The sequence below is a fragment of the Microcoleus sp. CZ3-B2 genome, from assembly GCF_036705055.1.
In the GTDB taxonomy this organism is placed as follows: domain Bacteria; phylum Cyanobacteriota; class Cyanobacteriia; order Cyanobacteriales; family Microcoleaceae; genus Microcoleus.
Map to the genome: position 1 here is coordinate 21,508 of NZ_JAUBTN010000026.1, position 25,539 is coordinate 47,046.

20 protein-coding genes and 1 tRNA gene are annotated in these 25,539 nt (G+C 45.7%); 13 read left to right on the plus strand and 8 right to left on the minus strand.

Features of this window, described 5'->3' with window-relative positions; translation table 11 throughout:
* Positions 1-62: 62 nt before the first annotated feature.
* The 7 genes from QUA97_RS13975 to QUA97_RS14005 all read left to right on the plus strand — a co-directional run bounded on the left by QUA97_RS13975 (position 63) and on the right by QUA97_RS14005 (position 6,099).
* Positions 63-656, plus strand: a complete 594-nt coding sequence (locus tag QUA97_RS13975) for a hypothetical protein (RefSeq protein WP_333194929.1) — start codon at positions 63-65, stop codon at positions 654-656.
* 366 nt (positions 657-1,022) lie between these two features.
* Entirely contained in the window at positions 1,023-1,370 is a 348-nt protein-coding gene (locus tag QUA97_RS13980) for a hypothetical protein (protein ID WP_333194930.1), read from the plus strand.
* A gap of 95 nt (positions 1,371-1,465) precedes the next feature.
* Positions 1,466-1,957, plus strand: a complete 492-nt coding sequence (locus tag QUA97_RS13985) for a hypothetical protein (protein ID WP_333194931.1) — start codon at positions 1,466-1,468, stop codon at positions 1,955-1,957.
* 4 nt (positions 1,958-1,961) lie between these two features.
* Positions 1,962-2,993 (plus strand): hypothetical protein, encoded by a 1,032-nt coding sequence (locus QUA97_RS13990; RefSeq protein ID WP_333194932.1) that lies wholly within the window; start codon positions 1,962-1,964, stop codon positions 2,991-2,993.
* Positions 2,990-4,105, plus strand: coding sequence for a hypothetical protein (locus QUA97_RS13995; protein ID WP_333194934.1), 1,116 nt, complete (start codon positions 2,990-2,992; stop codon positions 4,103-4,105). Before QUA97_RS13990 ends, QUA97_RS13995 begins: the two co-directional genes overlap by 4 nt.
* Before the next feature lie 105 nt (positions 4,106-4,210).
* Positions 4,211-5,890 (plus strand): hypothetical protein, encoded by a 1,680-nt coding sequence (locus QUA97_RS14000; protein ID WP_333194936.1) that lies wholly within the window; start codon positions 4,211-4,213, stop codon positions 5,888-5,890.
* A gap of 5 nt (positions 5,891-5,895) precedes the next feature.
* On the plus strand, positions 5,896-6,099 hold the full coding sequence (locus QUA97_RS14005; protein ID WP_333194938.1) for a hypothetical protein: 204 nt from the start codon (positions 5,896-5,898) through the stop codon (positions 6,097-6,099).
* A 370-nt stretch (positions 6,100-6,469) separates the two neighbouring features.
* Here the strand turns inward: QUA97_RS14005 and QUA97_RS14010 are convergent, their stop codons facing one another.
* Complete coding sequence (locus QUA97_RS14010) at positions 6,470-7,897, minus strand: tyrosine-type recombinase/integrase (protein ID WP_333194939.1); 1,428 nt, start codon at positions 7,895-7,897, stop codon at positions 6,470-6,472.
* 84 nt (positions 7,898-7,981) lie between these two features.
* The gene (locus tag QUA97_RS14015) at positions 7,982-8,599 is read right to left on the minus strand and encodes a cysteine peptidase family C39 domain-containing protein (protein ID WP_333194940.1); all 618 of its coding nucleotides are present in this window, start codon (positions 8,597-8,599) and stop codon (positions 7,982-7,984) included.
* Between the two features lie 405 nt (positions 8,600-9,004).
* Between QUA97_RS14015 and QUA97_RS14020 the strand changes: the two genes are divergently transcribed.
* Together QUA97_RS14020 and QUA97_RS14025 are read left to right on the plus strand one after the other, a co-directional pair.
* Positions 9,005-11,770 carry an HAD-IC family P-type ATPase gene (locus QUA97_RS14020; RefSeq protein WP_194070618.1) on the plus strand — a complete coding sequence of 922 codons (2,766 nt, stop codon included), beginning with the start codon at positions 9,005-9,007 and terminating at the stop codon, positions 11,768-11,770.
* A 439-nt stretch (positions 11,771-12,209) separates the two neighbouring features.
* The gene (locus QUA97_RS14025; RefSeq protein WP_194070619.1) at positions 12,210-12,488 is read left to right on the plus strand and encodes a hypothetical protein; all 279 of its coding nucleotides are present in this window, start codon (positions 12,210-12,212) and stop codon (positions 12,486-12,488) included.
* 104 nt (positions 12,489-12,592) lie between these two features.
* Here the strand turns inward: QUA97_RS14025 and QUA97_RS14030 are convergent, their stop codons facing one another.
* Positions 12,593-12,994 (minus strand): hypothetical protein, encoded by a 402-nt coding sequence (locus tag QUA97_RS14030; protein ID WP_228050307.1) that lies wholly within the window; start codon positions 12,992-12,994, stop codon positions 12,593-12,595.
* A 555-nt stretch (positions 12,995-13,549) separates the two neighbouring features.
* On the opposite strand from QUA97_RS14030, the gene QUA97_RS14035 reads away from it, so the two are divergent.
* The 3 genes from QUA97_RS14035 (at position 13,550) to QUA97_RS14045 (ending at position 15,803) form a co-directional block, all read left to right on the plus strand.
* Complete coding sequence (locus tag QUA97_RS14035) at positions 13,550-14,758, plus strand: RNA-guided endonuclease InsQ/TnpB family protein (RefSeq protein WP_333194963.1); 1,209 nt, start codon at positions 13,550-13,552, stop codon at positions 14,756-14,758.
* A gap of 208 nt (positions 14,759-14,966) precedes the next feature.
* Positions 14,967-15,263 carry a hypothetical protein gene (locus QUA97_RS14040; RefSeq protein ID WP_333194942.1) on the plus strand — a complete coding sequence of 99 codons (297 nt, stop codon included), beginning with the start codon at positions 14,967-14,969 and terminating at the stop codon, positions 15,261-15,263.
* Positions 15,264-15,275: 12 nt separating this feature from the next.
* Positions 15,276-15,803, plus strand: a complete 528-nt coding sequence (locus QUA97_RS14045) for a heavy metal-responsive transcriptional regulator (protein WP_442922520.1) — start codon at positions 15,276-15,278, stop codon at positions 15,801-15,803.
* 423 nt (positions 15,804-16,226) lie between these two features.
* Here QUA97_RS14045 and QUA97_RS14050 read toward each other — a convergent pair whose 3' ends face one another.
* The 5 genes from QUA97_RS14050 to murA all read right to left on the minus strand — a co-directional run bounded on the left by QUA97_RS14050 (position 16,227) and on the right by murA (position 21,297).
* Entirely contained in the window at positions 16,227-17,150 is a 924-nt protein-coding gene (locus QUA97_RS14050; RefSeq protein WP_194070351.1) for a spermidine synthase, read from the minus strand.
* Between the two features lie 235 nt (positions 17,151-17,385).
* On the minus strand, positions 17,386-18,261 hold the full coding sequence (locus tag QUA97_RS14055) for a DMT family transporter (protein WP_333194943.1): 876 nt from the start codon (positions 18,259-18,261) through the stop codon (positions 17,386-17,388).
* A gap of 316 nt (positions 18,262-18,577) precedes the next feature.
* A tRNA-Leu gene (locus QUA97_RS14060) sits at positions 18,578-18,659 on the minus strand.
* The gene (locus tag QUA97_RS14065; RefSeq protein WP_194009067.1) at positions 18,638-19,510 is read right to left on the minus strand and encodes a M48 family metallopeptidase; all 873 of its coding nucleotides are present in this window, start codon (positions 19,508-19,510) and stop codon (positions 18,638-18,640) included. The genes QUA97_RS14060 and QUA97_RS14065 overlap by 22 nt, the downstream gene beginning before the upstream one ends.
* A 392-nt stretch (positions 19,511-19,902) precedes the next feature.
* The gene (gene murA, locus QUA97_RS14070) at positions 19,903-21,297 is read right to left on the minus strand and encodes a UDP-N-acetylglucosamine 1-carboxyvinyltransferase (protein ID WP_333194944.1); all 1,395 of its coding nucleotides are present in this window, start codon (positions 21,295-21,297) and stop codon (positions 19,903-19,905) included.
* 390 nt (positions 21,298-21,687) lie between these two features.
* On the opposite strand from murA, the gene smc reads away from it, so the two are divergent.
* Positions 21,688-25,494 (plus strand): chromosome segregation protein SMC, encoded by a 3,807-nt coding sequence (smc, locus tag QUA97_RS14075; protein ID WP_333194945.1) that lies wholly within the window; start codon positions 21,688-21,690, stop codon positions 25,492-25,494.
* The last annotated feature ends 45 nt before the right edge of the window (positions 25,495-25,539 follow it).

Below are 25,539 nucleotides of genomic sequence, written 5' to 3' on the forward strand. Positions count from 1 at the left end.
AAAGGGGTCTACGGCTAAATTTGTAGACTATTGTTTGATTAGTACAACTTTGGGCATAACTAATGGCGCGATTAAAGCATCTTGATAGAATTGAGCAATACAAGTTAGAAAAAATTGCGTTGGACGCATATAATGCCAAGAGTCAAGCGGAAAAAGCAGTCGCTTGGAAAGCGTCTCTGAATGGCAAAAAAACTAACAGAGGGACTCAAATCGGATATATTCAACCATTCGGTGCTAAAAGTAACTTTTGGTTTGAGGCAAATGTACTAGCTTTACCTACTGATGCCCCTACCGCATTAGAAGAAAGCGAAACAGCACTAATAAATGCTGTTGTTACTGCTGTTATTGGTGCTGCTACCAAACCAGTTATAACAACTCGCCCAGTCGGCGCTACCGATGTGGTCAAAAAAGCAAAAAAAATCCATTTTGCAAAAGTCGTGGTAACGGTCACAAAAGGTACAATCAAAGATGCCACAAGTCGGTTTACCGGCCGGAAGTACAGTTTACCGGAAACAGCTAGTGTTAGCTGTCCTTTTGGGGCTATAACTGGTGGTAGTGATACTGAACCAGCGGTGCGAATCGGACTTTTGACAGCCATTCTTGTCGCCTTGCCTGACGCAAAAGTCCGATTCATTCCACAAGGTTTTGTCGGATAATATGCAATTTAACTTTAGTGAGGATAATTGGGCTCAAGTCTGGAATACATCTCTTGTATTAGGTGATACAGCAACTTGTCCAATCCTGTTATCCTCACCATGTATTGCATTGTTAATGTCAGCGCCCCTCGTAAACAATGTTTCTGAATGGTATCTAGGAGCATACATACAGCGAGAGGTATTTAGCGGATTAACAGTAGGCGGCTCCCCAGATGCAAGGTTAGATGGTTCGCGTAAACTTTATTTGAACCGACTTCAAATATTCACTTACCCTACCATCTGCGAATATTCATTAAAGGCGAATTGTAGAGCCTATGGTGGCGGCGTGCAACTATTGTAGCGCGACACGCCGGGGATATGAACTAAATGACAACTAAAGAATTGTTAGAAATCATCATTCTAGTAATTGGTGGTGGTGGTGCCGCGAGTGCGGGTGCTTTTGCTTTTGCCATAAACAGGCACAACATTCAGCTAGAAAAACACATCAACAATCTAAAAAAGTTAGAGCTTGCGATTAATCAACAAAGCTTTACCGCTGGAAGAAAACAGCAACAAAACATAGACAGCATACTCGTTCAGGTAGGGGTTTTACAGTGCGACATTCGAGATATAAAAGGAGTTTTGATTCAGCAAGGATTACTGCACGATCGGGCGGGATTCCCTGAAAAAAATATCCCTAAGCGTACCGATTGGTCTATCATCGAAGACGCTTGAGCTAGGATATGTCCTAAAGTGATTAGATGAGAACAAAGCACACATATTCAATTTACACCCCTCACTTACAGGGGTGTATTTAGTAAATATACAATATGGCAACGATAACACCGGGTACTGGATCGACAATCAACTCGACTACAATCGAAGGGCAATTATGGCAATTGATACACTTCATTCAAAACGCGGAGCGCGCTACATCCGAAATTGAACGTTTTACGGCTACTAAAGATGATGATTTTATTTTAGATGGTGACTTTACTCTACCTGGTACGGCTACATTCAATGCTAGTACGGGAACATTTACAGATGTAGCATCACCATATTTACCGGCAGCAACATTCAATGCTGGTACAGGTGGAACAATCAAAGGGGCGACATTTAGCCAATACTTTATTGATTGCATGAAATACTGCTGTATCTGGCAAAATAACGGCTCTAAAAATCCTCAAAGTCTCAAAAATGTAACCTTAAGTTTCGATTTCCAACTTATGGAATATAAAGGAACATTTAAGCTCCCTTACACCACCGTATTGGGTACTGCCGGCTCGATAACTGAAACCGCCACGGAGTGGCTAACAACTTAAGATTATGGCTGACACAAAAATTAAAACTTACGGTGTGACATTAGAGGACACAGCTTTAGCTTTCAGTACCGCCGGCGTAACTGCTGGTAAATGGTTGCAATCTGCCGCGTCTGACGCTTGGAGTGCTATTAAAAATGGCGTGCAGTCTGCCATTGATTTGGGGAAGCGTATGTTTGAAGGGGGCAAGGAAGTCTTGAAAGCGATCGCCAGAGGTGACCTAAAAATATTCTTAGATTGGTTCAAAGATGATCCAAAATCTGCCATTGCAGGGGGTGCAGCCGTCGCTGTCGCTGGCTGGTTTATCGGTACTGCTGTAGCGGGTTCCGGCGCTGCGACAGCAGTAGGTAGTGCTGCGAGTAGCGCTTATGGTGCATTAGCAACAGCTACTACGGTTGCGAGTACGTCCATCAGTTCGATGTGGGCAACGATTGGCGGTATTCGTTTTGGCGGTGTAGCGCTAGGTCTGATGTTACCGACCTTACAGCAAGCTATTGTATCAGGAACAAATACTGTTTACAATCTTGACTGGCAACAGTCAGATGCCAGTATTTTAGCGGAACTGGAAAGTAGTTATCTAAGTTTTTTAAATAATGTGGGAGAATCGACGGGTAGGTTGTTGGCAGGCTTGGCATTGGGAGGTGGCAAGAAAAACCCTAAATTAAATTTAAATATCACTGCATCAGCGGCTTTAGTGATTACAGCTCGACAAAGCGGCTCTGAAATTGAGGAGGAATTGGTAGAAGAATTAACGCAGCTTAGTAATACTTTTATCAGGTACGCTACCAATCTCGCATCAAAATTAGGCTATCTTGAGATTAGGAAATTTGCTAGAAAAAATATCCGTACTGGCATTAGAGCAATTGATAATATGATTGCAAGCTGGGGAACACAAGAAGGTGGGAGTTGGTCGATCGCGCAAGCTGTTGACAAAAAAGTTGAAGAAATCACAGAAAGTAACGCAGCAGCGGGTAACTTTTTAGAAGGATTGATAGAAGGTTTTGGCGACGGATTCAGTGACTTTATAATAATGACATGACAATTACAAAAACATTTCCATTAACACTCAATACTTCTACGTCCGCATCGACAGTAATCGAGGTAGCGCATTTTCGAGATATCTTGATTGAGTCGGGTGATAGCGTAGCCATTTATTTGGAAGCGATGTTTTGCAACATATCGCTCAAAAGCTTTCAATTGATGAGATTCCCAGATTATGATGGTGATGAAAACGACGCAGAGCGTTTGAGTAAATTCACTGAATCAGAGTTAAAAAGTCAAAAAATTGGGTTAAGAATTTTAACCCGTAAAAATAATGCAGGCAATTGGCGTGAGCGCGCTGAAGTAATCTTAACTAATGCCGGACGTAAGTCCTACTTTGACTTACTAATCCCTTATCTTGCAAAGGCTCAAGTTAAACTCTTAGAATACAATGACTCACTCGGAGTACAACTTATTGATTATGGCAACGGTTTACTAAAAGAAAATGATTTTATTGAAATAGAATGTGCTTGTAGTGTACAAATTGAAAAAAAAAATGATGTAGAAGCGCTTACTGCACGACTTGCGGCATTAGAATTAGCGATACAGGATAGGTTGATTAATTTACCCGCTGGTGTTGTGTTAGGGCGTAATGGCACTACAGGTACGGTGCAACAAATACCACAATCACAATTTGCGACTCCCGCAAGTATAGATGCCAAAATATTAGATTTAATTGGTGGCGCACCAGGGGCGCTGAATACTTTGATTGAATTGGCAGCGGCTCTAAACAACGATGCCAATTTTGCGTCTAGTGTGGCTAATGCTTTAGCTACAAAAGCACCGTTAGCATCACCAGTGTTTAGTGGGTTCACCACTTTAGGCGATAATGTAGCTATCAAGGTGAAAAGGATTACTGGTACTACGGCAGCAAGCCAAAATACTTATGTATCGCTAGCACACGGGATAAATCCAAGTAAAATTATAAGTTTTCATACTATAGTCAATTATAGCCTTGGAAGTTTCATGCCACCGGGTGTAACCTATTTTTTGGGATTTCAATATGATTCATATATAGATAATTCAGTTATTATAGTGGTTAATAGTCTAAGTAACAGCGGTGCTATTTTAAGCAAGCCTGTTAGTGTTTTAATATTTTATATAGCCTAGTTCACGATAGTGGTACTCAGGAACTACCCTGAACTTTTGCCAATAGTTCTAATCCCACATTATGTAAATACACCCCTGTAAATGAGGGGTGTAAATCAAATATGTATGAAAACACCTATTAGAGATAGACCAAATATTAGAGACAGCAATCCTCGCGATCGCGCCAGGGCTGATTCAAAACCTGAACCCAGCCAGGGGTACGGGCTACCATTTCTAGGGATAACAAAATCAGACGAGTTAGGCGCTCTAGGCGGTGTCGGCATCAGGGGCGATGTGTCTATTTACGTGCCCGTAGAAGTACCTGTGCAGGTAATATTTAATCCCGTAACTGAATCGGTCAAAGTAGCGGCGGGGTTCGATATAGGCATCGCAAAAATAAAATTAGGCGTTACCGCACAAAATACTGACCAAGGTGGAGCAATACAAAATTCGTCTTTTGGTGTTGGATTCCTAGGATTTGGCGTGAGCGCCGAAGGTACAGGAACCGAAAGCAGTAAATTGGGTGTGAGTGCTTTTGGATTTGATGTCTCGATTGCCAACGACAAGGACGGCAGAATATCCATTAGAATCGGTTTTGGTGGAATACCAGGTTTTGAAGTTGGTGTGACGTTTACGCCGGACGGGGGAGAAATAGAAATCACTCCTACACCAACACCGGCGGAGCCTACTACAGGGGATTTTCCTGTACCTTCCCACTTGGTTGGGTGTGACGTTTACCGAAAGCTTGTTGCACAGGTGCAAAACCAAATGAGACGCAGTATTCCCGATGCAGGAATTCCACTTTCGGGATATGGACGTATTGAAAAAACAGCTTTTTTTAGAAACATCAATCTACCTTACTCTGAATACAAGACTTATGATACATCAGAAGGAATTGGGCGACTCTCCTTTTATGAGGCGACAAACTACAAACGTTTTTTTTATAGAGGTGATGTTTTTAACTTTCTGGACGCTGATAAAAGTAAAGTCTACGGAAAAACAGTTAATTTAGGTAGAGAGGCAACAAAAGCAGAAATAGATGCAGCGCTAGCTGCCGCTCCTAGTGTACTCTATGAAGAGTATATAGTTGAATTCGACTATTATTGCGATCCGAATCAGCAACCTTTTTCACCTCCATCTACCCCCTCTCCTTTACCAAACTACCCACAAAATTATAAGCCTATGAACTGCTGCGACAAGGTTGATGAAATCTACAAATATCTAGGAATCGGCAAGTTTAAATCTAAAAAGTTTAAATTGAGTAACGCCTTTTTGGTACCCGGTGGTAAGGGCAATATTGAAATTGAGGATTATTACGAACTCACAGAAGCATTATTTAGAATGCTTGCTAACGGGCTAATTATTAATCCAGAAGCATCACCTAACGGTACACCCTGGAAAGTAGCTAATGCTAGCGCTTGGGCTGCGCAGATGTACGAGATGGCAGCCGAAAGCATGAGCGATGGTAACTCATCGCAGAAGGTAGAAATTGCGCTTATGATGCAATTAGCTCAGATTATGAAGGTGCTAGCCGAAACCGTTAGAAAAGTTGAATTTTTGGCTGATGCAACCGGTTACACCCCAGTCGTTAACACCGAGGAAGTACCGATATGTTTCACGATTTACGAAGGTCACAAAGGTTTCGGCAAAAAAGACAAACAAGTAATTGATGTATCGCAAGCAAAAACAGATGAACAGGTAGAGAATACAATTTTAAAAATGTTAAACCCTTCTAAAATACCTATCACAAAGTGGGAATTTGACCCGAATAGTATTTCAATCAAGAAAACACTAGACGCAATGTAAGAAAAATGGCTAAAAAAAGTAGTGTTACAAAAACGCTTATCAGCCGTCGAATGGCTGCAAAGATTGAGGAAATAATTAGAATTAAGGAGTTGGATATGTTACTAGAACGTCGTAATCTAGGCTTAGAACCTACAGGGGATATGAAGGATTTTGTTAAGGATTTAGTTAAAAAGTTAAAGTCTGCCAAGGCGAAAAATAATGACAGATAAAATGTTGTTAAGGATAGTATTGTCGAGCTTGTGCCTATGTACCATTGCTTGCTGCATGAGTATCGTTGTATTGGTGTGTTCGCGACAAGCTGTATCACCTGAACTAAAAGAGCTTACGCTTGCATTTATCGCTGTATTAGCAGCCTTTGTAATGCCATCACCACTAAGGGGTAATAGGTAAGTATAGATTTATACAGTGATTTTTACTTCAACCGTAATAGCCGTAGTTTTGTTCGGGTTTAGCTTGTTAGCGGAAGTAAAAATTGATACGCTTAGACACAAAAAAAAGCACCCTGTTAAAGGTGCTTATTCAATTTACACCCCTGTAAGTGAGGGGTGTATTTATGAAATACGTAAAGGTGAGCAAAAATTAGATTTCAGGCAAGGTTGCCGATCGATCGATATCAAGGTAGTGCTTCATGATTACTTCCGGGCTGTTACCGCAAGCGTGAGCTAGCAGCAGTAGCGCGGAGGTATTGTTGTTGCAAGCGTGTGCAGTAAGCGTGATGTAAGTATGTCGCATATGGTAGGGCGGGAGATAGTGATTTAGATTCCCTTCCTCCACTAGGCGTGTTACTACACCGGGGTAATAGTAGGTTTTCCCTTTGTAATTTGTGGTTGTGTGTAACCACAGGTTTAATTGTTGAATAGAATTCCAGCATTGACCAGCAGCTTGTACGAAAACTAAATCGGTTGGTTTAGTATCAGCAGGCTTGATCCTATCCAATAATTCTATTAACTTGCCCGCCAACGGAAACAATCGAATTTCTTTAGTTTTTGTACGTTTGGTGATTTTATATCGACCGCAATAGCTTTTGCTAAATCGAATAATCCCACGCTCGAACATTACATCTTGCCAGCGCAATGCAAAAGCCTCAGAAGGTCTACAGCCCGTCCGAAATGAAAATTCAATCAATGGAGCGATTTGACGTTCACTAGCTTTGTCTGATTCGTAAAAAGCTTTGATGATAATATCGCGCTCTTTTTTTGTAAAAGCGCGTTTATCGCGCTCTTGTTCATCTTCGATGGCATCCTGTATTTGCCACCATTCGATTATCTCTCCGGCATCGCTCACAGTTGATTGATATTTTTGTTTGGGGTTATCACCTACTTTTTTGTGTGCATCAAAGAAGGGATTGACTTCAGGTAAGTTCAATTTTGCTAGTTGTTTAGCCCGGACAAATGCCTCACTGAGGGCTAGCAAAGTTAACTTAATGTTGCTTTTGCCGTTTGGGGCTTGCAATATTTTTTCTACACATTCAGCCCCTACCGGCATATCCCAAATTCCTAATCCTGTATCATCAAGGTTTTTTCCGCTTTTAAAGCGCTTTACTCCCTTGATAATGTTTGTATAGGAAACCTTGTATCGCCCTATAAAAGTAGTTGGCTCGACCTGAGTTTCTTTCCAGACCAAGTAATCCTCCCACATTTCACCTACTGTTATCTCAGGTTCTAACTGAGCCATACCAGGCATCTGGATTATCTCAGCCATTTTAGCGTATTTACCGCCCCCTAAGCCGTACTTGGCAAGGGTAGGGTCGAACAACTTATCCCATTCTGGGTGGTCTAAATCACTCTCTATTGCGATCGCAATTTGAGCGGCACGTTTACGGTCATCAGGGTTATCCTTATAGCCGTACTTACCTATCCCTAGGCATTTTGGCTTGCCGTTGAGTGATTTACCGTCCAGTGCCTCCCATAAAGCGCTGTGCCGCTTAGGAAAACGCAGCGCCAGACTTCCTTTGTCACCATAGATCACCACATCACAATCCAACTGGGGGCGCTTGTCAGCTCTCATTTGATATTTCTCCTGAAACTATTGATTTATCAAGGTTCTGTGTTTCTAGACATTTTCTAGATGTGCAACCCGTTACCGGGTCATTCATGCTATGTGTATGCCTAGAATCATAAGGATAGCAGGTTTTGCACAGACAATCAACTGTGGCATCGAAGTGCCCAAACGACTCGTACCCGCCAAACGCGCCACGCTAGATTCCGTCGCATCCATTCCCCAACGTCTCAAAACTGTGGCTAGCGCCGCCGGTGCACAACTGCTGCTAGAAGTTTGCCGAAATACACCGTTTGGTTGCAAATTATTAATTAAATCATCATAAATTGGTGCGAGAAAATAAGCCTCAGCGCTGGTAAATCCGCCCAATCCCAGCAAGCCAATTAAAATTATTGCGATTACTTGCGATCGCGCCGTCAGCCAACTTATACTAAATCCAATACCGCAGACTCCCATCAGCATCACCCTGAGCAAAGTCCAAGTAACCTGCATCCCGTGCACGCGCCACTCGATCGGCAAAGCAGGCATTTGCGGCAGATTTAGAGCCAGCAGCAGCAAGCCAACATAAAAACCTAAAAACAGCAGGGCGATCGAATTGTGGCCCTTAAACAAATCGTTAGCCGTCACTCCCGATCGAACTAACACCTTCCCGAATCGCATTCCCCAGACAAACAGCACCGAACCCAGCACCAGCGTTACAACTATTTCCATAAGTTCAGAATATGGTCGCTTAACTAGGTTGTAACACGCACGCGCGATCGGCAACTCCTGACTCCTGCTCAATAATCAATCCGTGTATCCGTGACTTCCGTCTCGTGCATTCCTTCAACCAAACCTAAAAGTTGCAAAATGTCAATGGACTCCATCGACTTTTCCCCACCTTAGCCACCAAGTCCCAAACAAGATTTAGCGCCGGAAATAATTCCCCAAATTTATGGGAACAAACGGACACATCCCTTGTAAGATCGATCTAAGTCACAGCCCGTTAAAGCAACCAACAAACCATTAGCTAGCTTAATATATTCACGCTCCAACGAACGGGGAGTTGTATTAAGCGCGCCTATTGAGGAGCGATAACAGCTCGTCAGACTCAAGAGCAAATATTCAGGAAAAATCATGCCAGCAATAGCCGCCAACGATGTAGACGTAGCAGAGCAATATTGGCACTACCTAGAAAGATCGAAGGTTGCAACTATCTTAGAAACCAACCTAGACAAAGGTTTAGAACCGAGCGAAATTGCCAGTCGCCAACAAAAATTCGGTCCCAACGAACTAACAGTTAAAGCCGGCAAACCCGCCTGGTTAAAATTCATCCTGCAATTCAACCAACCACTGCTAATTATCTTGCTGAGTGCAGGTTTAATCAAAGCCGCGATCGGAGAATGGCTAAACGCCAGCGTAATTTGGGGCGTAACAACCACCAACGCTACTATCAGTTTTATCCAAGAAGCGGGAGCCGAGAAAAAAATCGAAGCCCTAGCCAAAGCTGTCACTACGGAAGCTACAGTGATTCGGGGTGGCAAAAAATTAAGAGTTCCCTCAAAAGAACTTGTGGTAGGGGACTTAGTAACCCTAACTTCCGGTGACAAAGTACCGGCAGACTTACGCTTAATTAAAGTGCGCGACTTACAAATCGACGAATCGGGACTTACAGGGGAATCTGTTGCTGTCGAAAAAGAATTAGGACAGTCTGGAGACTTGGTTCTGCCGCAAGAAACGCCCCTCGCAGAACGGGATAACATGGCCTATGCCGGCAGTTTTGTAACTTTTGGCCAAGGTAGCGGCATCGTAATTGCGATCGCCAATAAAACCGAAACCGGCAAAATTTCCCAACTATTAGATCGACATATCGATCTCACCACGCCCTTAACCCGCAAATTCAATGAATTCAGTCAAAACTGGCTGTTATTTGTGTTGGGAATGGCAACCTTGACCTTTGCTGTTAGATTGGGCAAACCAGCGGCACCAGGAATTTCAGCCTTTAAAGAAGCTGTCGAACCAGCCGTCGCGCTAATTGTCGGTGCAATTCCCGAAGGCTTGCCCGCCGTCATCACCGTTACCCTCGCCGTGGGCGTTTCCCGGATGGCCTCTCGAAATGCGATCGTCCGCAAATTGCCCGCAGTAGAAACCCTAGGCGGCGCTACAGTCGTCTGTTCCGACAAAACCGGAACTTTGACGGAAAACCAGATGACGGTGCAAGAAATCTATTCCGGCGGCAAATCCTACTCGGTTACGGGTACGGGATACAGTCCCGAAGGCGAAATTCAACTCAACCAACTGCCAATTACTGTCAGTCAAGCTCCAACTTTGCAAGAATGTTTGCAAGCCGGAATGATTTGCAACGACTCTCACCTAGAATTCAAAGACGATAATTGGATTGTCGTCGGAGATCCGACAGAGGGAGCGTTAATTGCTGCGGGCAAAAAAGCCGAATTGAGCCCGCAAACTTTAGAAAAGTCAATGCCGCGGCTGGATTCAATTCCTTTTGAATCGCAGTTTCAATACATGGCGACGCTGCACCGAACTCCCACTGCCAAAATTTTGTACGTCAAAGGTTCAGTAGAATCAATTCTGAGCCGCTGCGGTTCCAGTCTCGATACTGAAGGAAATTCGCTACAAGTCGATCGCCAGTCAATTCACCACCAAGTCGATGAAATGGCAAAGCAAGGCTTGCGCGTCTTGGCTTTAGCGAAAAAGCCAGTACCCGAAAGCCAAAATTCCGTCGATCACTCGGATTTGGAGTCAGGGCTGATTTTCTTAGGGCTGCAAGGCATGATCGACCCGCCGCGGGCAGAAGCGATCGCCGCCGTCCAAGCTTGTCAAACCGCCGGCATCCAAGTCAAAATGATTACCGGCGACCACATCGCTACCGCCAAGGCGATCGCCCGCCGCATGGGATTCCGCAAAACCAAGCACCACAGGGAACTTGTAGCCTACACCGGCGCTCAGCTAGCCGACATGAGCAAAAACGAACTCGCCGAAGCTGTAGAAGCAGGCTCAGTTTTTGCCCGCGTCGCCCCAGAACAAAAGCTGCGCCTGGTAGAAGCTTTGCAGCAAAAAGGCGAAATCGTGGCGATGACGGGAGACGGCGTTAACGACGCGCCAGCCCTCAAACAAGCGGATATCGGCATTGCGATGGGCAGCGGTACTGAGGTTTCTAAGGAAGCCGCCGACATGATCCTTACCGATGATAACTTTGCGTCGATCGAATCTGCGGTGGAAGAAGGGCGATCGGTTTACAAAAATCTGCTCAAAGCAATTAGCTTCATTCTCCCAGTCAACGGCGGAGAATCGATGACAATTTTGCTCAGCACGCTCCTGGGCCGGGAATTGCCGATTTTGTCGCTGCAAATTCTCTGGTTGAATATGCTCAACTCGATCACCATGACTGTACCGCTGGCTTTCGAGCCGAAGTCACCGGGAGTGATGAAACAGCAACCGCGACCGGCAAACGAACCTTTGCTGACTCCAAATCGAATCAAGCGAATTATCGCTATTTCTCTTTACAACTGGACTCTGATTTTCGGAATGTTTGAATGGGTGCGCCAAGCCGAGTGGGGAACGATCCAACTCGCCCGCACGATGGCCATTCAAGCTTTGGTAATGGGGAGAATTTTTTACCTGTTGAGTCTCAGCCAGTTGCTGCCTTCTTTGATTGCTAAATTTAGCGGTTCTAAGGAACAAGTTAGCGGTGCTCCCGCCCTTGGTGTGGGAATTGTCGTGGCTGTGATTTTGCAGATCATCTTTGCTAATTCTCCGTTTGTCAATCGCATATTTGAGACGGCTCCGATGAATCTGGATCAGTGGCTGATTTGCTTCGGCGTAGCCCTACCGATGATCGGTGTTGCTCTGTCTGTCAATCGGTTCGATCCGCCCAACTAATCGAACTTGTAGGTACGGCAGCCCATTAGACTTCTGGCAAAAAGCTAGTCAAGAACAGTCATCCTGCCTGTTCCACAACAATTATGCCAGAGGTCTCTTAGTAATTTCGGGTGTCCAGAAACCTGGTTTCTTCAAGAAAGCAGGCTTCTCTGTTTTAGATCGAATCCGGGTGTATCGGAATAATAGCCTTTCGAGCGTAACATGAGGCGCTCTGGCGGGCTCCGCGGCCCCCGCGGGCATCAGTTGCCAGCGGTGCGTACCTCATTTTATTGAGAACCGCTATCTTATAATTGACTAACGGTTTCGCATTTTTAGCAATTATGTTTTCGCCACCGTTTCAATCGTGCAGGTGTTGTATAAGTTTTAGTTAATCAACAAAAAGATAGAGAGCGTGTGGGGCTTATTGGACTAAAGTAAAAAGCACGAACTATTTAAAGTAATGACCAATACAGCAACAGCATTTGATAAAATCTTCCGCGACAGCGAGGGCGAAATCGTTTTAGCTCAGCCGCCAAACCCACCGCTTATTCTATGGTTTGCAGCGAGTTTACTCCAACTGATTTTCACAACAGGCAAAATCCATGCAGGGTTAGACGCAGTAGCTTTTGGCTCCTTGTTTACTTGGGCGTGGCTGGAAATATTTGAAGGCGTTAATTATTTTCGCAGAGCGCTAGGTTTCTGCGTGCTTGTTGCTGCGATCGCGTCAAGAATCTGGTAGTCATTCTGAGTCTGCAAGCATAATTTTCGCGATCGCTCCCATGAAACGATCAAAAAGGGAAGTTCAACCTTCCCTTTTTTTGTATCTACTAACTCACGTGCGCCTCAATTAGTCAACCCGTCAAACACCCCTCTGAGCGCCGCAACCGCATCTTGCGTGCGCGCCCAAACGCTTTGATCTGGATCTTTTCCCGTCAGTTCGCCGGTGCCCAACACTTCCAGCACACCTTTGAGTTGCTCTTGATGAGCGCGATTTTTGAAATTCACCTGATTGAGCGGCCCGATCGCCTCTTTGAGGTCATCGCCCACAACCTGAGAGGCTTTGTGAACGATCGGCCCCGTCATCACTGTCTGGTGTTTGATCCGCTCGTGGGCTGATACCTTCTGATACACCGTTAACTCGCCGCCTTTCATCAGACGGTTTACCTGTTCGATGTACTGCTGAATCGTGTCTCTGGGCTGGGGCGAGCCTTCAAACTTGGCAAGAACGCTGTTGATGACTGTCAAGTCTTCCTAGTCGTCTTTGAGAAAATCGCTGAAACGATCGGCAATCTCTTTGTCGCTGCTTACGCTTGGCAGCAATTTCTGTTCCGTCGCAATTAACAATTCCTGAACTGCTTTCAGATCTGCTACCTCTGTCGCGATCGCGAGGCGCTTAGTGTCATCCAGTGTTGCAACCGTGATTTAACTATCCAGCCGGGAAGTCCCTCGGTATATTCATTCGGGATGAATCTTCGCGCAGCGCGAAGTACCCCGAATGAATTACGCCCGCGTGATGAAAGGCTCGTGAGTTGACAATTGCACCGCCCACGAGATACAAAGCGCAGCCAGCAGTAGACGGGCGGTGCATGAGGAAACGAACAAATTCCCTGTATTTTCCTTGCCTATCAGCTATGCTGTTACCAGCAACCTTAGTTACCGATAATGTATCAAGCTTACAAGTTCCGGGAGCATCTCACTTTTGCAGCCAAGCTAGAAATTGGAGGTAGGAGGCAGGAGACAGGAGACAGGAGGAAAGAGGAAGAAAGAAGGAGTCAAAAGAAGTCTTTTTACAAATATGAGATGCTCCCCAAGTTCCGATTATATCCAACAACCGAACAGCAGCAATATTTTGCTGGTGCATTTGGCTGTTCGAGATGGTTCTGGAATTACAGCCTAAATCTTTGTCAGGAAACATACAAGGCTACCGGTAAAGGGCTGAGTCGGGGCGCAATCCAAGGTTTACTACCTCAGCTCAAGAGCGAATATCCTTGGCTGAAGAAAGGTGCTTACTCGCAATCTCTACAGGTTGTTGCCCTAAATCTGTCTGTTGCATACCAGAATTTCTTTGAGAAAAAAGCTGGTTTTCCTAGCTTCAAATCAAAGCATGGACGGCAATCCGTCAGCTATCCTCAGAATGTCAAGGTAGGTGAAAAGTCTATCAAGCTACCTATCATTGGTGAAGTGAATTGCAAAATACATCGCACTTTTGATGGCACAGTCAAGACTGTTACCGTATCTAAGAACCCAGATGGGAAGTATTTTGCTTCTATCTTGGTTGATGATGGTATTCCGAGTGTAGAGACTACACAAAAAGGCAAGGCAATTGGTTTAGATGTAGGCTTGATTGACTTCTGTGTAACCAGTGATGGCAGTAAATATGTCAATCCTCAGCATCTCAAAAGACACAGCCGTAACCTCAAAAGGAAACAACAGAAACTCAGTCGTCAGCAAAAAGGGAGCAATACTAGACACAAGGCTAGAAGATTAGTGGCTAAAGTCCACTCAAGAATCAAGCGTGTTCGCGAAGATTTTCTACACAAACTATCCCGCAAGATAGTAAACGAAAACCAAGTCATCGCCGTAGAAAATTTAAACGTCAAAGGCATGGTACGCAATCACTGTATAGCTAAATCAATTAGCGATGCTGGGTGGGGGATGTTCGGAACAATGCTCAAGTATAAAGCTGAAAAAGAGGGCAAAATCTATGTTGAGGTTGACCGATTCTTCCCTAGCTCCAAAACTTGCAATAATTGTCTGCACAAAGTATCTGAAATGTCATTGGATGTTCGTCATTGGGATTGCCCTAGTTGTAAATCAAGAAATGATCGCGACGTGAATGCGGCAAAAAATATTAGAGATGAAGCCTTGCGGTTTTTGGCATTAGGAATTAGTGCTACTGCCAGTGGAGGGAATGTAAGTCGTGGTGGCAAGATTTCGGTCTTGTCGGACGCGGTTCCTTGTGAATCTGGAAGCCCCCGTCATAGCGGTACTCCGCTTGACGGTGGGTAATTCACAGAATGCAAGAGCTAGCTTTGGGAGCGATATTTCGGGTGAAATTTTGATTGGACAGGCTTGGCAATTTAGCCTCGCTCCCGTACAATTCCCCACAGGGGAGCAGATTAATTTAGGTGAAGCTAGTCTCAGCTAGAAATCCCGATCGCACCGCCCACTCTAAGTTTTAGAGATTGTAAATAAATATAGAACAGAGTAAAACCAAATGAATGCTTCATGGACGCGACTTTTGAGGTCTGCTTACCGTAAAGAGCCAATTACCAGCTTTATTGTGACGGTGGGCGTTGTCGATGCAGCGATCGGCAGCATCGGCGCTAGCGGTTCTTTGTTCGCTTTTGGGCTTGGTACTGCTGGGGTGGCGATGGCCCTCCGCTGGTGGCAAATTTACCGCTCTGGAGCCGAACAATCCGCCCCTGCTACCGAATACTATCTTCCTCCTCAGTCTTCTCGATCTCAGTTACCCACGCTCAACAACCTGTCTAAGAAAAATCCTCCTTATTAAGTCGATCGCGCCATGGGACTCTGGAATGTGGCGATCGACTTTCTAGGGCTGAGGCCGTATCGAGATCTGACCAGAAAAGTCTTTCGCTGCTCGATTTTTGAGGCTTGGTTGATGAATATTTCTGTTGCCGAGAAATTATACCAAATTGGCTCTGTAGCTGCCTGTAGCGGTTTGTCGGTGAAAACTGTTCGCTACTACGAGCAAATGGGCTTGCTGTCTCCGGCGGTAAAACGATCGCCCGCTGGTTATCGGTTGTTTGGCGAGGCAGTATTCAACAGATTGGCGTTTATTAAACGATCTAAAACTCTGGGTTTGAGCCTTCAGGAGATTAAGGATATTTTACAAGTTCGCGATCGGGGGGACTTGCCTTGCTCTGAAGCAAAACAGCATCTAATTTTGAAGGTAGAGGAAATTTCCGGGCAAATAGCAGCTTTAGAAACTTTGAAAGGGGAGTTGCAAGGTATTCTCAACTGCTGGGAAGAGCAACCCTCGCGCGATCGGATTAGTAGCACGATTTGTCCCAACATTCAGCGGGATTGAGCAACGGCAAAAAGATCCAAAAAAAGGGAAGGAATTATGGGTTTCCTTCCCTTGCTTGTTTGGTGGGTGGTTTGTTTGGTGTTTCGAGCGATCGCTTTGGGCTTTTAACTGTTTTCGCAGAGTTTGCCGTTGCTTTTTGAGCTGTCGAGCCCTGGCCGATCCGCCTTTACCTTTGGAGTTTCTGCCCTCGCTGCGGGGAGACTCCCAACTTTTTAGTCTCATGTTGTTATTTTCTTACACTACTTTTATAATACACCGCCACAATTTCACTGTCAAGTATTTTTTAAACAGATATTTGCTAGTATCGATCGTGGACTGATTGGACTTGCTACTTGCTATAGCGATGCTGCACAAACACAAGCAGCCGGAGGCGTGATAGTGCGAGTTGGACACCCTACAATTAAAGTTGTTTGGGTGCAATTATTAATCGAAATATTCCGCCGGAATTGCAGCATCGGTAAAAATTGGCAAGGTATCCCAACTGTTTACCCATTCTGGCAATTGCGCTACTTTTTTGAGCTGAAGCGACAATTCTATTAAGGAAAATTCTAAATTATAAAAATCTTGAATAATTTCGGCTTTCAAAAAGATTTCATCTTGAGTTAAATCAGGAGCATTAGTCGCGATCGCAATGGTGTTACCCTGGTCTAAATTGAATAAATAAACTTGTGCAAACACAGTTTGAATAGTTTTCACCGCCGCCGCATTAAACTTTTGCTGGTGGAACAAATTGACAACTACAACGCCCGCGCTTGACAAGCGAGTTTTGCAAAGTTGGTAAAATTCTTGTGTCACCAATTTATAGGGCATATAGCCGCTACCAAAACCAGCATCCACAATAATTATATCATTTTTTACGGTGGTATTTTGTCCGGCAAGATATTCGCGACCATCTTGAATGGCGACTTTTAATTTGTCGTTTAATTGAATTCCAAAAAACTTTTGAGCGACTTCGACTACTATGGGGTCAATATCGGTACATTCGACCATCGCGTGAGGGAAGTAGTGGTGAAAATAGTTGGGAATGCTACCGCCGCCAAAGCCGATTATATATATTTTTTGGGGTGAATTTTTCCAGACTAATGCTAGCATCATTGCTCTGGCATAGGGAAAGATTAAATTTAGTGGATTGTTGAGATCTAGAATTGATTGAGCTACCTTGGTGGTGAAGGTTTCTGTGTCTGCTAAAAGTAGGAGTAGGAATGATTTAATCTTTTTGACTGCTATGCAGTTTTCGCCATAATTTTGTTGAAATAGAGTGCCGTCTGGTTGTTGCTGCAGCCAATTGATTTGTTTGCGAATAGCTGCAACTTTGCTATTTTGCCGATCGCCTAAATAATCAGTCATATTATTTGATATTGGGAAATTGCTGAGGAGTATAATGATTGGGAGCCGACGTGACGTACAGTTTGATTTTTTAGGAACTGGTATTGGGAGCATCTCATATTTGTAAAAAAACTTCTTTTAACTCCTTCTTTCTTCCTCTTTCCTCCTGTCTCCTGTCTCCTGTCTCCTGTCTCCAATTTTGGGCTTGGCTGCTTTCCGACAGAGATGCTTCCCTGGTATTAAATCTCAAATTTCATCACTTTAAACCCAATAATAACGCAATTCCAGCGATCGCCCCAACGACCCCCAAAACTGCCCGCAGGCTGACTTTTTCGCCTGCTACCACCGCTAAAGGCAGTACAAACAGGGGACTGGTAGAACTGAGTGCTTGGGCGATCGCTGCGGGCGCATATTTCAGCGAAGTTTGTTGCAGGAAAATTCCGAGATAGGTTCCTAAAAAAGCTGCTAAAATTATTGCACCTAATATTTTGGGCGCTTTTAATTGTTTGCAATTCCCAAGGTTTGTGGGGTTTAAAAAGCATAACATGACTGCAACTCCCCCGCTCAAACGCAAGACCGCAGTCCACAAGGGATCGATATCTATTTGATTGAAGGCGGCGCGGGATAAAATAGCTCCGGCGGCGTGGGCTGTTTGTCCTAATAAACTAATGCCTAATCCCAGCCAAAGCTGTTTTGATGGTAAGGTAGTTTCGGCTGTTCGTTCGGCAATTACCCAAGCTACGCCGCAGATGGTTAAAAGTATGCCTGTACAAGCAATGGCCGATAGCTTTTCTTGTAAAAATATCAAGCCGAGTAAAGCTGTTAAGGGGGGAGATAGGGTTTCTAAAAGCAGCGCTCGCCTCGCACCTAAATATTTTAAGACGACAAACCAAGCAGTGTCTCCGAGGCCAATCCCTAATGCGCCGCTGATCAGCAGCATTGCTAAAATATTGGGGTTGACGACGGGGAAGGATTTGCCGAAAATTATTACAGTGGCAAGGAGCATGAAAAGGGCGATCGCGCCTTTGAGGAAGTTTAGCACCACTGCGGGGATTTGCTGTCCTACTCGCTGCCAAATTGTGGAAGATAGAGCCCAGACAAATGCAGCGCCTAAAGCGGCGATTTCACCCATAAAATTTGTTGATTATTGACTGTTGATTGTTGATTGTTGACTGTTAACTGTTAACTGTTAACTGTTGACTGTTAACTGTTGTCATTAGTTACCAATGCCCAATGCCCCATGCCCGATGCCCTGTTTGGCCGATGCCCCATGCCCGATGCCCCATGCCCCATGCCCATGCCCGATGCCCCATGCCCATGCCCCATGCCCATGCCCAATGCCCCATGCCCCATGCCCCATGCCCCATGCCCGATGCCCAATTCCCAACATAAATTAGGGTTCCAGACTTATCATCTGAAACCCTATATTTATTAAGCTTTTTTATTAGTGGGCAGGGAGAGAATCGAACTCTCATACCGTAAGGTGTCAGATTTTGAGTCTGATGCGTCTACCAATTTCGCCACCCGCCCTTTTTATCGGTTTCACCATCATAAAGCGCCGATCGATTTTTGTCAAGCAAAGATTCATAATCTTTTGAACTGGCCCAGCGATCGATCTCTCTGGCGCGCAATACTGGTACAGGATGCGACAACTGAGCCGTTTGAGCTTGTTTGAGCATTTCTCCCAGTTCCGTGCTGCTGAGGTCGTCGTAGGCTCGCGCCTGGGCCAAAAACTCATCGACATTCAGTTTCGGAGCTAAAGTCGGCGAACCTCCTGCCAGTTTCATCAACAACGATGCTACCACTCTTGGGTCTTGGGTGGCGAGCAAGGCGGCGCGATCGCACGTAAATTCTGCACACCGCAACCATTCCAGCATTTGCGCCTGCAAACCCTGGGCGAGTACGGTTCCCAGAGGGGAAATTTGACCGGCGGCCAATACAATTAAATTAGCCAGAGTCAGGTAAACTCCGTGTTCGCACTTCAAATGCCCCAACTCGTGAGCGATTACTGCTTTAACTTCTTCGTCTGTGAGCAAATCAATCAGCGAAGTGTGCATCACCACAAAAGGCTGTTTTCCCCGCATCGCAAAGGTGTAAGCATTCGGCATCGGATGCTGGCGGACATAAAGCTGCGGCACCTCCAAATCCAGAGTTTTGCAGGCATCCAACAGCAATTGATGCAGGTGCGGCAATTGATTTTCGCCGACTTGGACGCTGGAAGCCAGATTTTCGAGCCTGAAAAACTGTTCGCCAAGTTGTCCCAGCAACTGTCGCACAATCAAATCTAGTCCGGGGAGTTGTTTGAGAGAGTTGGTGGCTGCCAAGTCTAGCGGGTGGCGAAACTGGTCTGCTTTTAAACCTCGGAGCGGTATGTTTGACATTTTAGTTGTGAGTCATTAGTCATTGGTCATTAGTCATTAGTCATTAGTCATTGGTCATTAGCAATACTTCGGACAGTTTGAGTTTTTGATGGCAAACAGTAGAATCAGGACGACCGGGCAATATGTCGGCATTGGATAACGCTGACTACATACTCCAAACCTAAGTTCAACTGTGTGGACTTGTGACCTCAGAAACCCGGTTTCTTGCGTAATTTCTCGTCACTAAATACAAAACTTGTAGAAATCGGGTTTCTCGCCTCTGGGCGCGGACAATCAAACTGTCGCTACGTATTGATTAGTCATTGGTCATTAAAAAAGATTGAATTTTTTTTCTTCTTCCTACTGACTAATGACTAATAACTAATGACTGCTGACTAATGACTGCTGACTAACTAACAGTTTAAGCTCGATCGCACGGGATTGACAGGAGCCTCAGCCTTAGTTTGGTCTTCTCCCTCCTTGAGACGCCGCATTTTCGCTCCCAATTTTTGCAGCTTCACCTCCAATTGCTCGTAGCCGCGGTCTAAATGCTGCAAGCTGCTGATTGTGGTTACGCCGTCGGCCGCAAGTCCCGCCACCACCAAAGCCGCTGAAGCCCGCAAATCTGTTGCTACTACCGGCGCTCCTGAGAGCATCGAGACTCCGCGCACTACGGCGACATTGCCTTTAACGCGAATGTCTGCGCCCATGCGGTTGAGTTCTGCTACGTGGCGCAAGCGGTTCTCAAATACTGTTTCTTTGATGATGCTGTCTCCTTCGCTCAGAGTCAGCAAAGCCATAAACTGAGCTTGCATATCTGTGGGGAAACCAGGATAAGGCAAAGTTTCGATGTCTGTGGCGGTGTGGATTTTGCCGGGAATTATTCGCAGAATGTCGGGGGATTCGGCAATAATTTTCGCCCCCATTGTCTGCAATTTGGCAATCACTGCAGTCAGGTGGTCGGGAATGACCGGCGACAAACTGATTTCTGAGTGGGTGATGGCTCCTGCGATTAAAAATGTTCCGGCTTCGATGCGATCGGGAATAATTGAATAGTCTACCGCGTGCAGTCTCGGAACTCCCGAAATGACGATCGTATTTGTACCTGCGCCTTGAATTTTGGCTCCCATCGCGCGGCAGAAATTTGCCAAATCGATGACTTCGGGCTCTTGGGCCGCATTTTCAAGGACGGTTTCTCCTTCGGCCAGAGTCGCCGCCATCATCAAAGTTTCGGTTGCGCCGACGCTGGGGTAGTCCAAATAAATTTTGGCTCCTTTGAGACGGCGGTTGGGCCCTTTGACGTAAGCGTGAACAGTACCGTGGTCGATGTGGACTTCAGCGCCTAGGGCTTGCAGGCCGCGAACGTGGAGTTCTACAGGCCGCGCGCCGATGGCGCAACCTCCGGGTAAAGGCACTTTAGCAAATCCCAAACGGGCTAGCAGCGGCCCGATGATGAAAAAGCTCGCCCGCAGTTGGCTGACTAATTCGTAGGGGGCTTGAGCGTCTATGAGGTGGCTGGCGTTGATGTCTAGAACGTCGCCATTTTGCTCTAATTTGACTCCTACAGCCGAGAGAATTTGCCTCATGCGGGCCACATCGGCTAGACCGGGAACGTTGCGGAGACGGCAATCGTCGGGGCACAGTATCGCTCCCGCCATCACGACTAAGGCTGAGTTTTTCGCGCCGCTGATTTTGACGTGTCCTTTCAAGGGCTGGCGACCCCAAATTTGTAATAATTCTTGGTCGCTTTCGGGTGAAGTTGACAGGTTAGACGAGTTCTGAGCTGGTGTAATGGGTTTGCCCTCCATATGTGGTTTGTTACTTTATACATTATTAATTTTGGTTCGATTTTACCGGAAAGTTTTTAGATGTCCAGGGGGGATGTTAGAAATTTCAGGTATTTTTTTTGCTAACATTCACTCTGGGCAAGGATTTCAGGTGCGATCGCACAAATAATCTCGATGGATCGCAATTTAATTATTTGTATCAAAGTTGACTTGAGGTGGCTTTCGGTGTGGTTGCAAATGTGACACCGTTCTCAACCAGTTTTTTGGGTAGCGCGTGACTGGGGTTGTTGACAAAAGTCTCAACAACCTGTTCGATCGACAATGCTGGAAAATTAACATATTGTCGATCGCACCAATGCCTGTGTTACTCTGTGACAACAACCTAGATAGAGCCAAAGCTAGTCCTAGCATATGGTTCACATTAAACGGATCGAACTAACTAACTTTAAATCTTTTGGCGGCACAACGTCCATTCCCGTGCTGCCCGGTTTTACCGTGGTTTCCGGGCCCAACGGTTCTGGGAAGTCCAATATCCTCGATGCTTTGCTGTTTTGTCTGGGACTTTCGACTTCTAAGGGAATGCGCGCCGAACGTTTGCCGGATTTGGTCAACAGCGGCCAAAACAAGCGCGGTACCATCGAAACTAGCGTGACTGCGACTTTTGCGCTGGAAGATGTGGGCGATGAATGGTTCACCGAAGCTGAAGATGAGGATGGGGAAGAAAATGCAGCGGATGATTTGTCTGTTGAGTCTGTTGAAGCAACAGACGTAGAAGCAATCGAAATTCCCGAAACTGAAGACAACAACGGACAATCATCCAATTTAAAATCTCAAATTCAAAATCCCAAATCCCCCGATGATTTATCTGCTGAAGAAGTCGCAGAAATTGAAATTGCGGCAACTCAAAACAACGGACAATCATCCAATCTAAAATCTAAAATCCCAAATCTAAAATCGGATGAATGGAGCGTGACGCGCCGACTCCGAGTAACTCGTCAAGGAACTTACACTTCAACTTATTACATTAATGGCGCACCTTGCACGCTGACTCAACTCCACGAACAACTAAACCGTTTACGAATTTATCCCGAAGGTTATAATGTCGTTTTGCAAGGAGACGTTACTAGCATTATTTCGATGAATGCTAAGGAACGCCGAGAAATTATTGACGAATTGGCGGGAGTGGCTCAGTTCGATCGCAAAATATCCTTAGCTAGGCAAAAGTTGGATGAAGTTAAGGATGTGGAAGAACGCAGCCAAATTGTGGAAAAAGAGCTGATTTCTCAGCGCGACAGGCTGGCTTCCGATCGCACAAAAGCGGAAAAATATCAAAGGTTGCGGGCGGAATTTCAAGAAAAGTCGCAGTGGGAAATTGTGCTGAGATTCCGCCAGTTGCAAAAGCAAGAATGGAAACTGCGGGAACAAATCGAATCGGGCGATCGCAATATTGCTTCTCTCACCGAACAACTGGAAACAATTAGCACCCAAATTCAAGAATCAACTGCGGAACTTGACGCGCTGAATGCCCGCGTTAAAGCTTTGGGTGAGTCGGAATTGTTGGCTTTGCAAGCAAGTATTGCAACTCAGGAAGCCCAGCGGCGACAATTGCAAAATCGCCAACAGGATTTGGAAGCAACCGCCGGACAAATGGCGGCTAATATAGCACAAACTGAGGAAGAAGTTCGACAATTTCGGCAAAGTTTGGAGCAAATTGAGGTTGAAATATCTTATATTCAGTCTCAAATAGGAGTTTTGGAGGAACAGCGAGACGCAGCGCGGGAAAATTTAGATCGGAATAGAGATGTTGCAAATGCGATCGCCTCTACTGCAGAAGCTTGGGTGCAGCAGCAAACGGAACTGCACCGCCAAATCGAAACAATTCAACAAACTTTGGAACCCCAGCGTACAGAACAAGCTACTATTGGCGAAAGAGCCGATCGCCTGCAAAACCAAATTCAAGAACAAAACCAATCGCTACAACTATTGGAACAGGAAATCGCAGTGAAAAAAGTTCAGCAATCAAGCCTTGGGGAAACCCAAAAAGTTGCTGCTTTGCAAGTAGAATCGCTGAATCAGATTTTAGTCGAATCCGAACAAGAATTGCAACTGCAACAGGAAACTCAAACTCGCTTGCTGGAAGAACAGCGCGAAAGACAGCGCAAGTTAGACAAGCTAGAAGTGCAGTTTCAAGCACTGCAAGAAGCGACAGGCACGTTTACTGCAAAAATTATCGCGCAAAGTGGAATTGGCGGAGTTTGTGGCTTGGTGGCTCAACTGGGTAGGGTGGAGCCGCGCTTTCAGTTGGCGCTGGAAATTGCTGCGGGCGGCCGTATGGGTAATATGGTGGTGGAAAATGACAGTGTGGGGGCTGCGGCGATCGAATTGTTGAAGCAAAAACGGGCGGGAAGGATGACGTTTTTGCCTTTGAATAAGATTCGAGGGGGCAGGTTTTCGGTGAATGAAAATTTGCGGCGCGCGGCGGGGTTTGTGGATGCGGCGGTGAATTTGATTGATTGCGATGCGCGCTATCAGGAAATTTTTGCTTATGTTTTTGGTAGTACGGTTGTGTTTAGCAATCTCACTGATGCCCGCCGCTATTTGGGACAGTACCGGATTGTTACGTTGGATGGGGAAATTCTGGAAACTAGCGGGGCGATGACTGGGGGAAGTTCTAGTAATAGGTCAACTTTACATTTTGGCACGGTTGATGCTAGTGTGGCGGCGGATGAAGCCCGGACGATCGCCTTTTTGCAAGAACGTCTAGAGGAAATTGAGCGGATTTTGGAACGGTGCAAAATTGCGATCGATCGCGCTGCTGTTGCTGTCAAAACTCGCAGTCAAGAATTGATGGAGGCGAAACAGAATTTACGCGAAAATCAGTTGCGGTGGGAACAGTTGGATTCGGAAATTAAGAAGTTGCAAGCGCAGCAGGAACAAGTGCGATCGCAAATTGCTAAAAATACTCAGGAATTAACTGATTCGCAATCTAGGTTGCAGTTGTTGGAGAGGGAATTGCCCGTCCAAGAAACTCAATTGCAGCAGTACCGCCAAACTTTGGCGCAGTTGGAAGAGTCCAACAGTCACAGCGAATGGCAGCAAATGCAGTCGGGTTTGCGCGCTTTGGAAGCACAACTGCAAGAGCGAGAATTGGCTCTCAGAACCGCCCAGCAGCGCCAAGGAGACTTGAAAAATCAATTCGGGCGTTTGGAAGAGAAAATTAAGGAAGGCAGCGAGAAATTGCAGGAATGGCAAGTGCAGCAAAATTCGGGGGCGGATGCGATCGCTGCTATTGTTTCGCAGCAGTTGGAACTCGATCGCCAAATTGCTGAATCTAAGGCTGCTTTGGCTCAAATTGAGGAAAAGTTGGGGGTGGAAAAGGGCGATCGCGATCGGGCGGAATCTCAACTGCGAGAGCAGCATTTAGCCAAACAGCAGTTGCAGTGGCAGTTGCAAAAACTCCACGAAACCCAGCAAGAACGCCGGGAACAATTAGCCGCCGCCCGCACTCTATTGGACGCGCAGCGGGCGGAAATGCCAGATCCGGTGCCGTCTATTCCCGAAGATGTCGAGAAAGCCAATTTGACGGAATTGCAGCAGGAAGTAAAGGCGATCGCCAAACGCATTCAAGCCCTAGAACCGGTGAATATGCTAGCCTTGGAAGAGTACAACCGCACTCAAGAACGCCTCCAAGAATTGAGTCAAAAATTGACAACATTGGCCGGAGAACGCACTGAACTGCTGTTGAGAATTGAAAACTTTACCACGCTAAGGCGGCGCGCTTTTAAAGAAGCTTTTGATGCTGTTAACGAAAACTTCCAGACTATCTTTGCGGAACTTTCCGAAGGGGACGGGTATCTTCAGCTAGATGACCAGGAAGACCCCTTTAGCAGCGGTTTGAATTTGGTTGCTCACCCGAAGGGGAAACCCGTACAGCGGCTGGCTTCTATGTCTGGAGGCGAAAAATCGCTGACGGCGCTGAGTTTTATTTTTGCGCTACAACGCTACCGCCCGTCTACGTTTTACGCTTTTGATGAAGTGGATATGTTTCTGGATGGGGCAAATGTGGAGCGATTAGCTAGAATGATAAAACGACAGTCTGAACAAGCCCAGTTTATTGTTGTGAGTTTGCGGCGACCTATGATTCAATCAGCAGAGCGTACAATTGGTGTTACTCAAGCGCGGGGAGCTTATACTCAAGTCATCGGACTTAAGTTGTAGTCCCGGAGTATCTGTTGATGACCGTGTTCAGTGATATATATACTT

Bases quoted from the DNA above. Each gene is read 5' to 3' on its own strand.
- QUA97_RS13975 (WP_333194929.1), top strand. From the start codon at position 63: ATGGCGCGATTAAAGCATCTTGATAGAATTGAGCAATACAAGTTAGAA.
- QUA97_RS13980 (WP_333194930.1), top strand. From the start codon at position 1,023: ATGACAACTAAAGAATTGTTAGAAATCATCATTCTAGTAATTGGTGGT.
- QUA97_RS13985 (WP_333194931.1), top strand. From the start codon at position 1,466: ATGGCAACGATAACACCGGGTACTGGATCGACAATCAACTCGACTACA.
- QUA97_RS13990 (WP_333194932.1), top strand. From the start codon at position 1,962: ATGGCTGACACAAAAATTAAAACTTACGGTGTGACATTAGAGGACACA.
- QUA97_RS13995 (WP_333194934.1), top strand. From the start codon at position 2,990: ATGACAATTACAAAAACATTTCCATTAACACTCAATACTTCTACGTCC.
- QUA97_RS14000 (WP_333194936.1), top strand. From the start codon at position 4,211: ATGAAAACACCTATTAGAGATAGACCAAATATTAGAGACAGCAATCCT.
- QUA97_RS14005 (WP_333194938.1), top strand. From the start codon at position 5,896: ATGGCTAAAAAAAGTAGTGTTACAAAAACGCTTATCAGCCGTCGAATG.
- QUA97_RS14010 (WP_333194939.1), bottom strand. From the start codon at position 7,897: ATGAGAGCTGACAAGCGCCCCCAGTTGGATTGTGATGTGGTGATCTAT.
- QUA97_RS14015 (WP_333194940.1), bottom strand. From the start codon at position 8,599: ATGGAAATAGTTGTAACGCTGGTGCTGGGTTCGGTGCTGTTTGTCTGG.
- QUA97_RS14020 (WP_194070618.1), top strand. From the start codon at position 9,005: ATGCCAGCAATAGCCGCCAACGATGTAGACGTAGCAGAGCAATATTGG.
- QUA97_RS14025 (WP_194070619.1), top strand. From the start codon at position 12,210: ATGACCAATACAGCAACAGCATTTGATAAAATCTTCCGCGACAGCGAG.
- QUA97_RS14035 (WP_333194963.1), top strand. From the start codon at position 13,550: ATGCTCCCCAAGTTCCGATTATATCCAACAACCGAACAGCAGCAATAT.
- QUA97_RS14040 (WP_333194942.1), top strand. From the start codon at position 14,967: ATGAATGCTTCATGGACGCGACTTTTGAGGTCTGCTTACCGTAAAGAG.
- QUA97_RS14045 (WP_442922520.1), top strand. From the start codon at position 15,276: ATGGGACTCTGGAATGTGGCGATCGACTTTCTAGGGCTGAGGCCGTAT.
- QUA97_RS14050 (WP_194070351.1), bottom strand. From the start codon at position 17,150: ATGACTGATTATTTAGGCGATCGGCAAAATAGCAAAGTTGCAGCTATT.
- QUA97_RS14055 (WP_333194943.1), bottom strand. From the start codon at position 18,261: ATGGGTGAAATCGCCGCTTTAGGCGCTGCATTTGTCTGGGCTCTATCT.
- QUA97_RS14065 (WP_194009067.1), bottom strand. From the start codon at position 19,510: ATGTCAAACATACCGCTCCGAGGTTTAAAAGCAGACCAGTTTCGCCAC.
- murA (WP_333194944.1), bottom strand. From the start codon at position 21,297: ATGGAGGGCAAACCCATTACACCAGCTCAGAACTCGTCTAACCTGTCA.
- smc (WP_333194945.1), top strand. From the start codon at position 21,688: ATGGTTCACATTAAACGGATCGAACTAACTAACTTTAAATCTTTTGGC.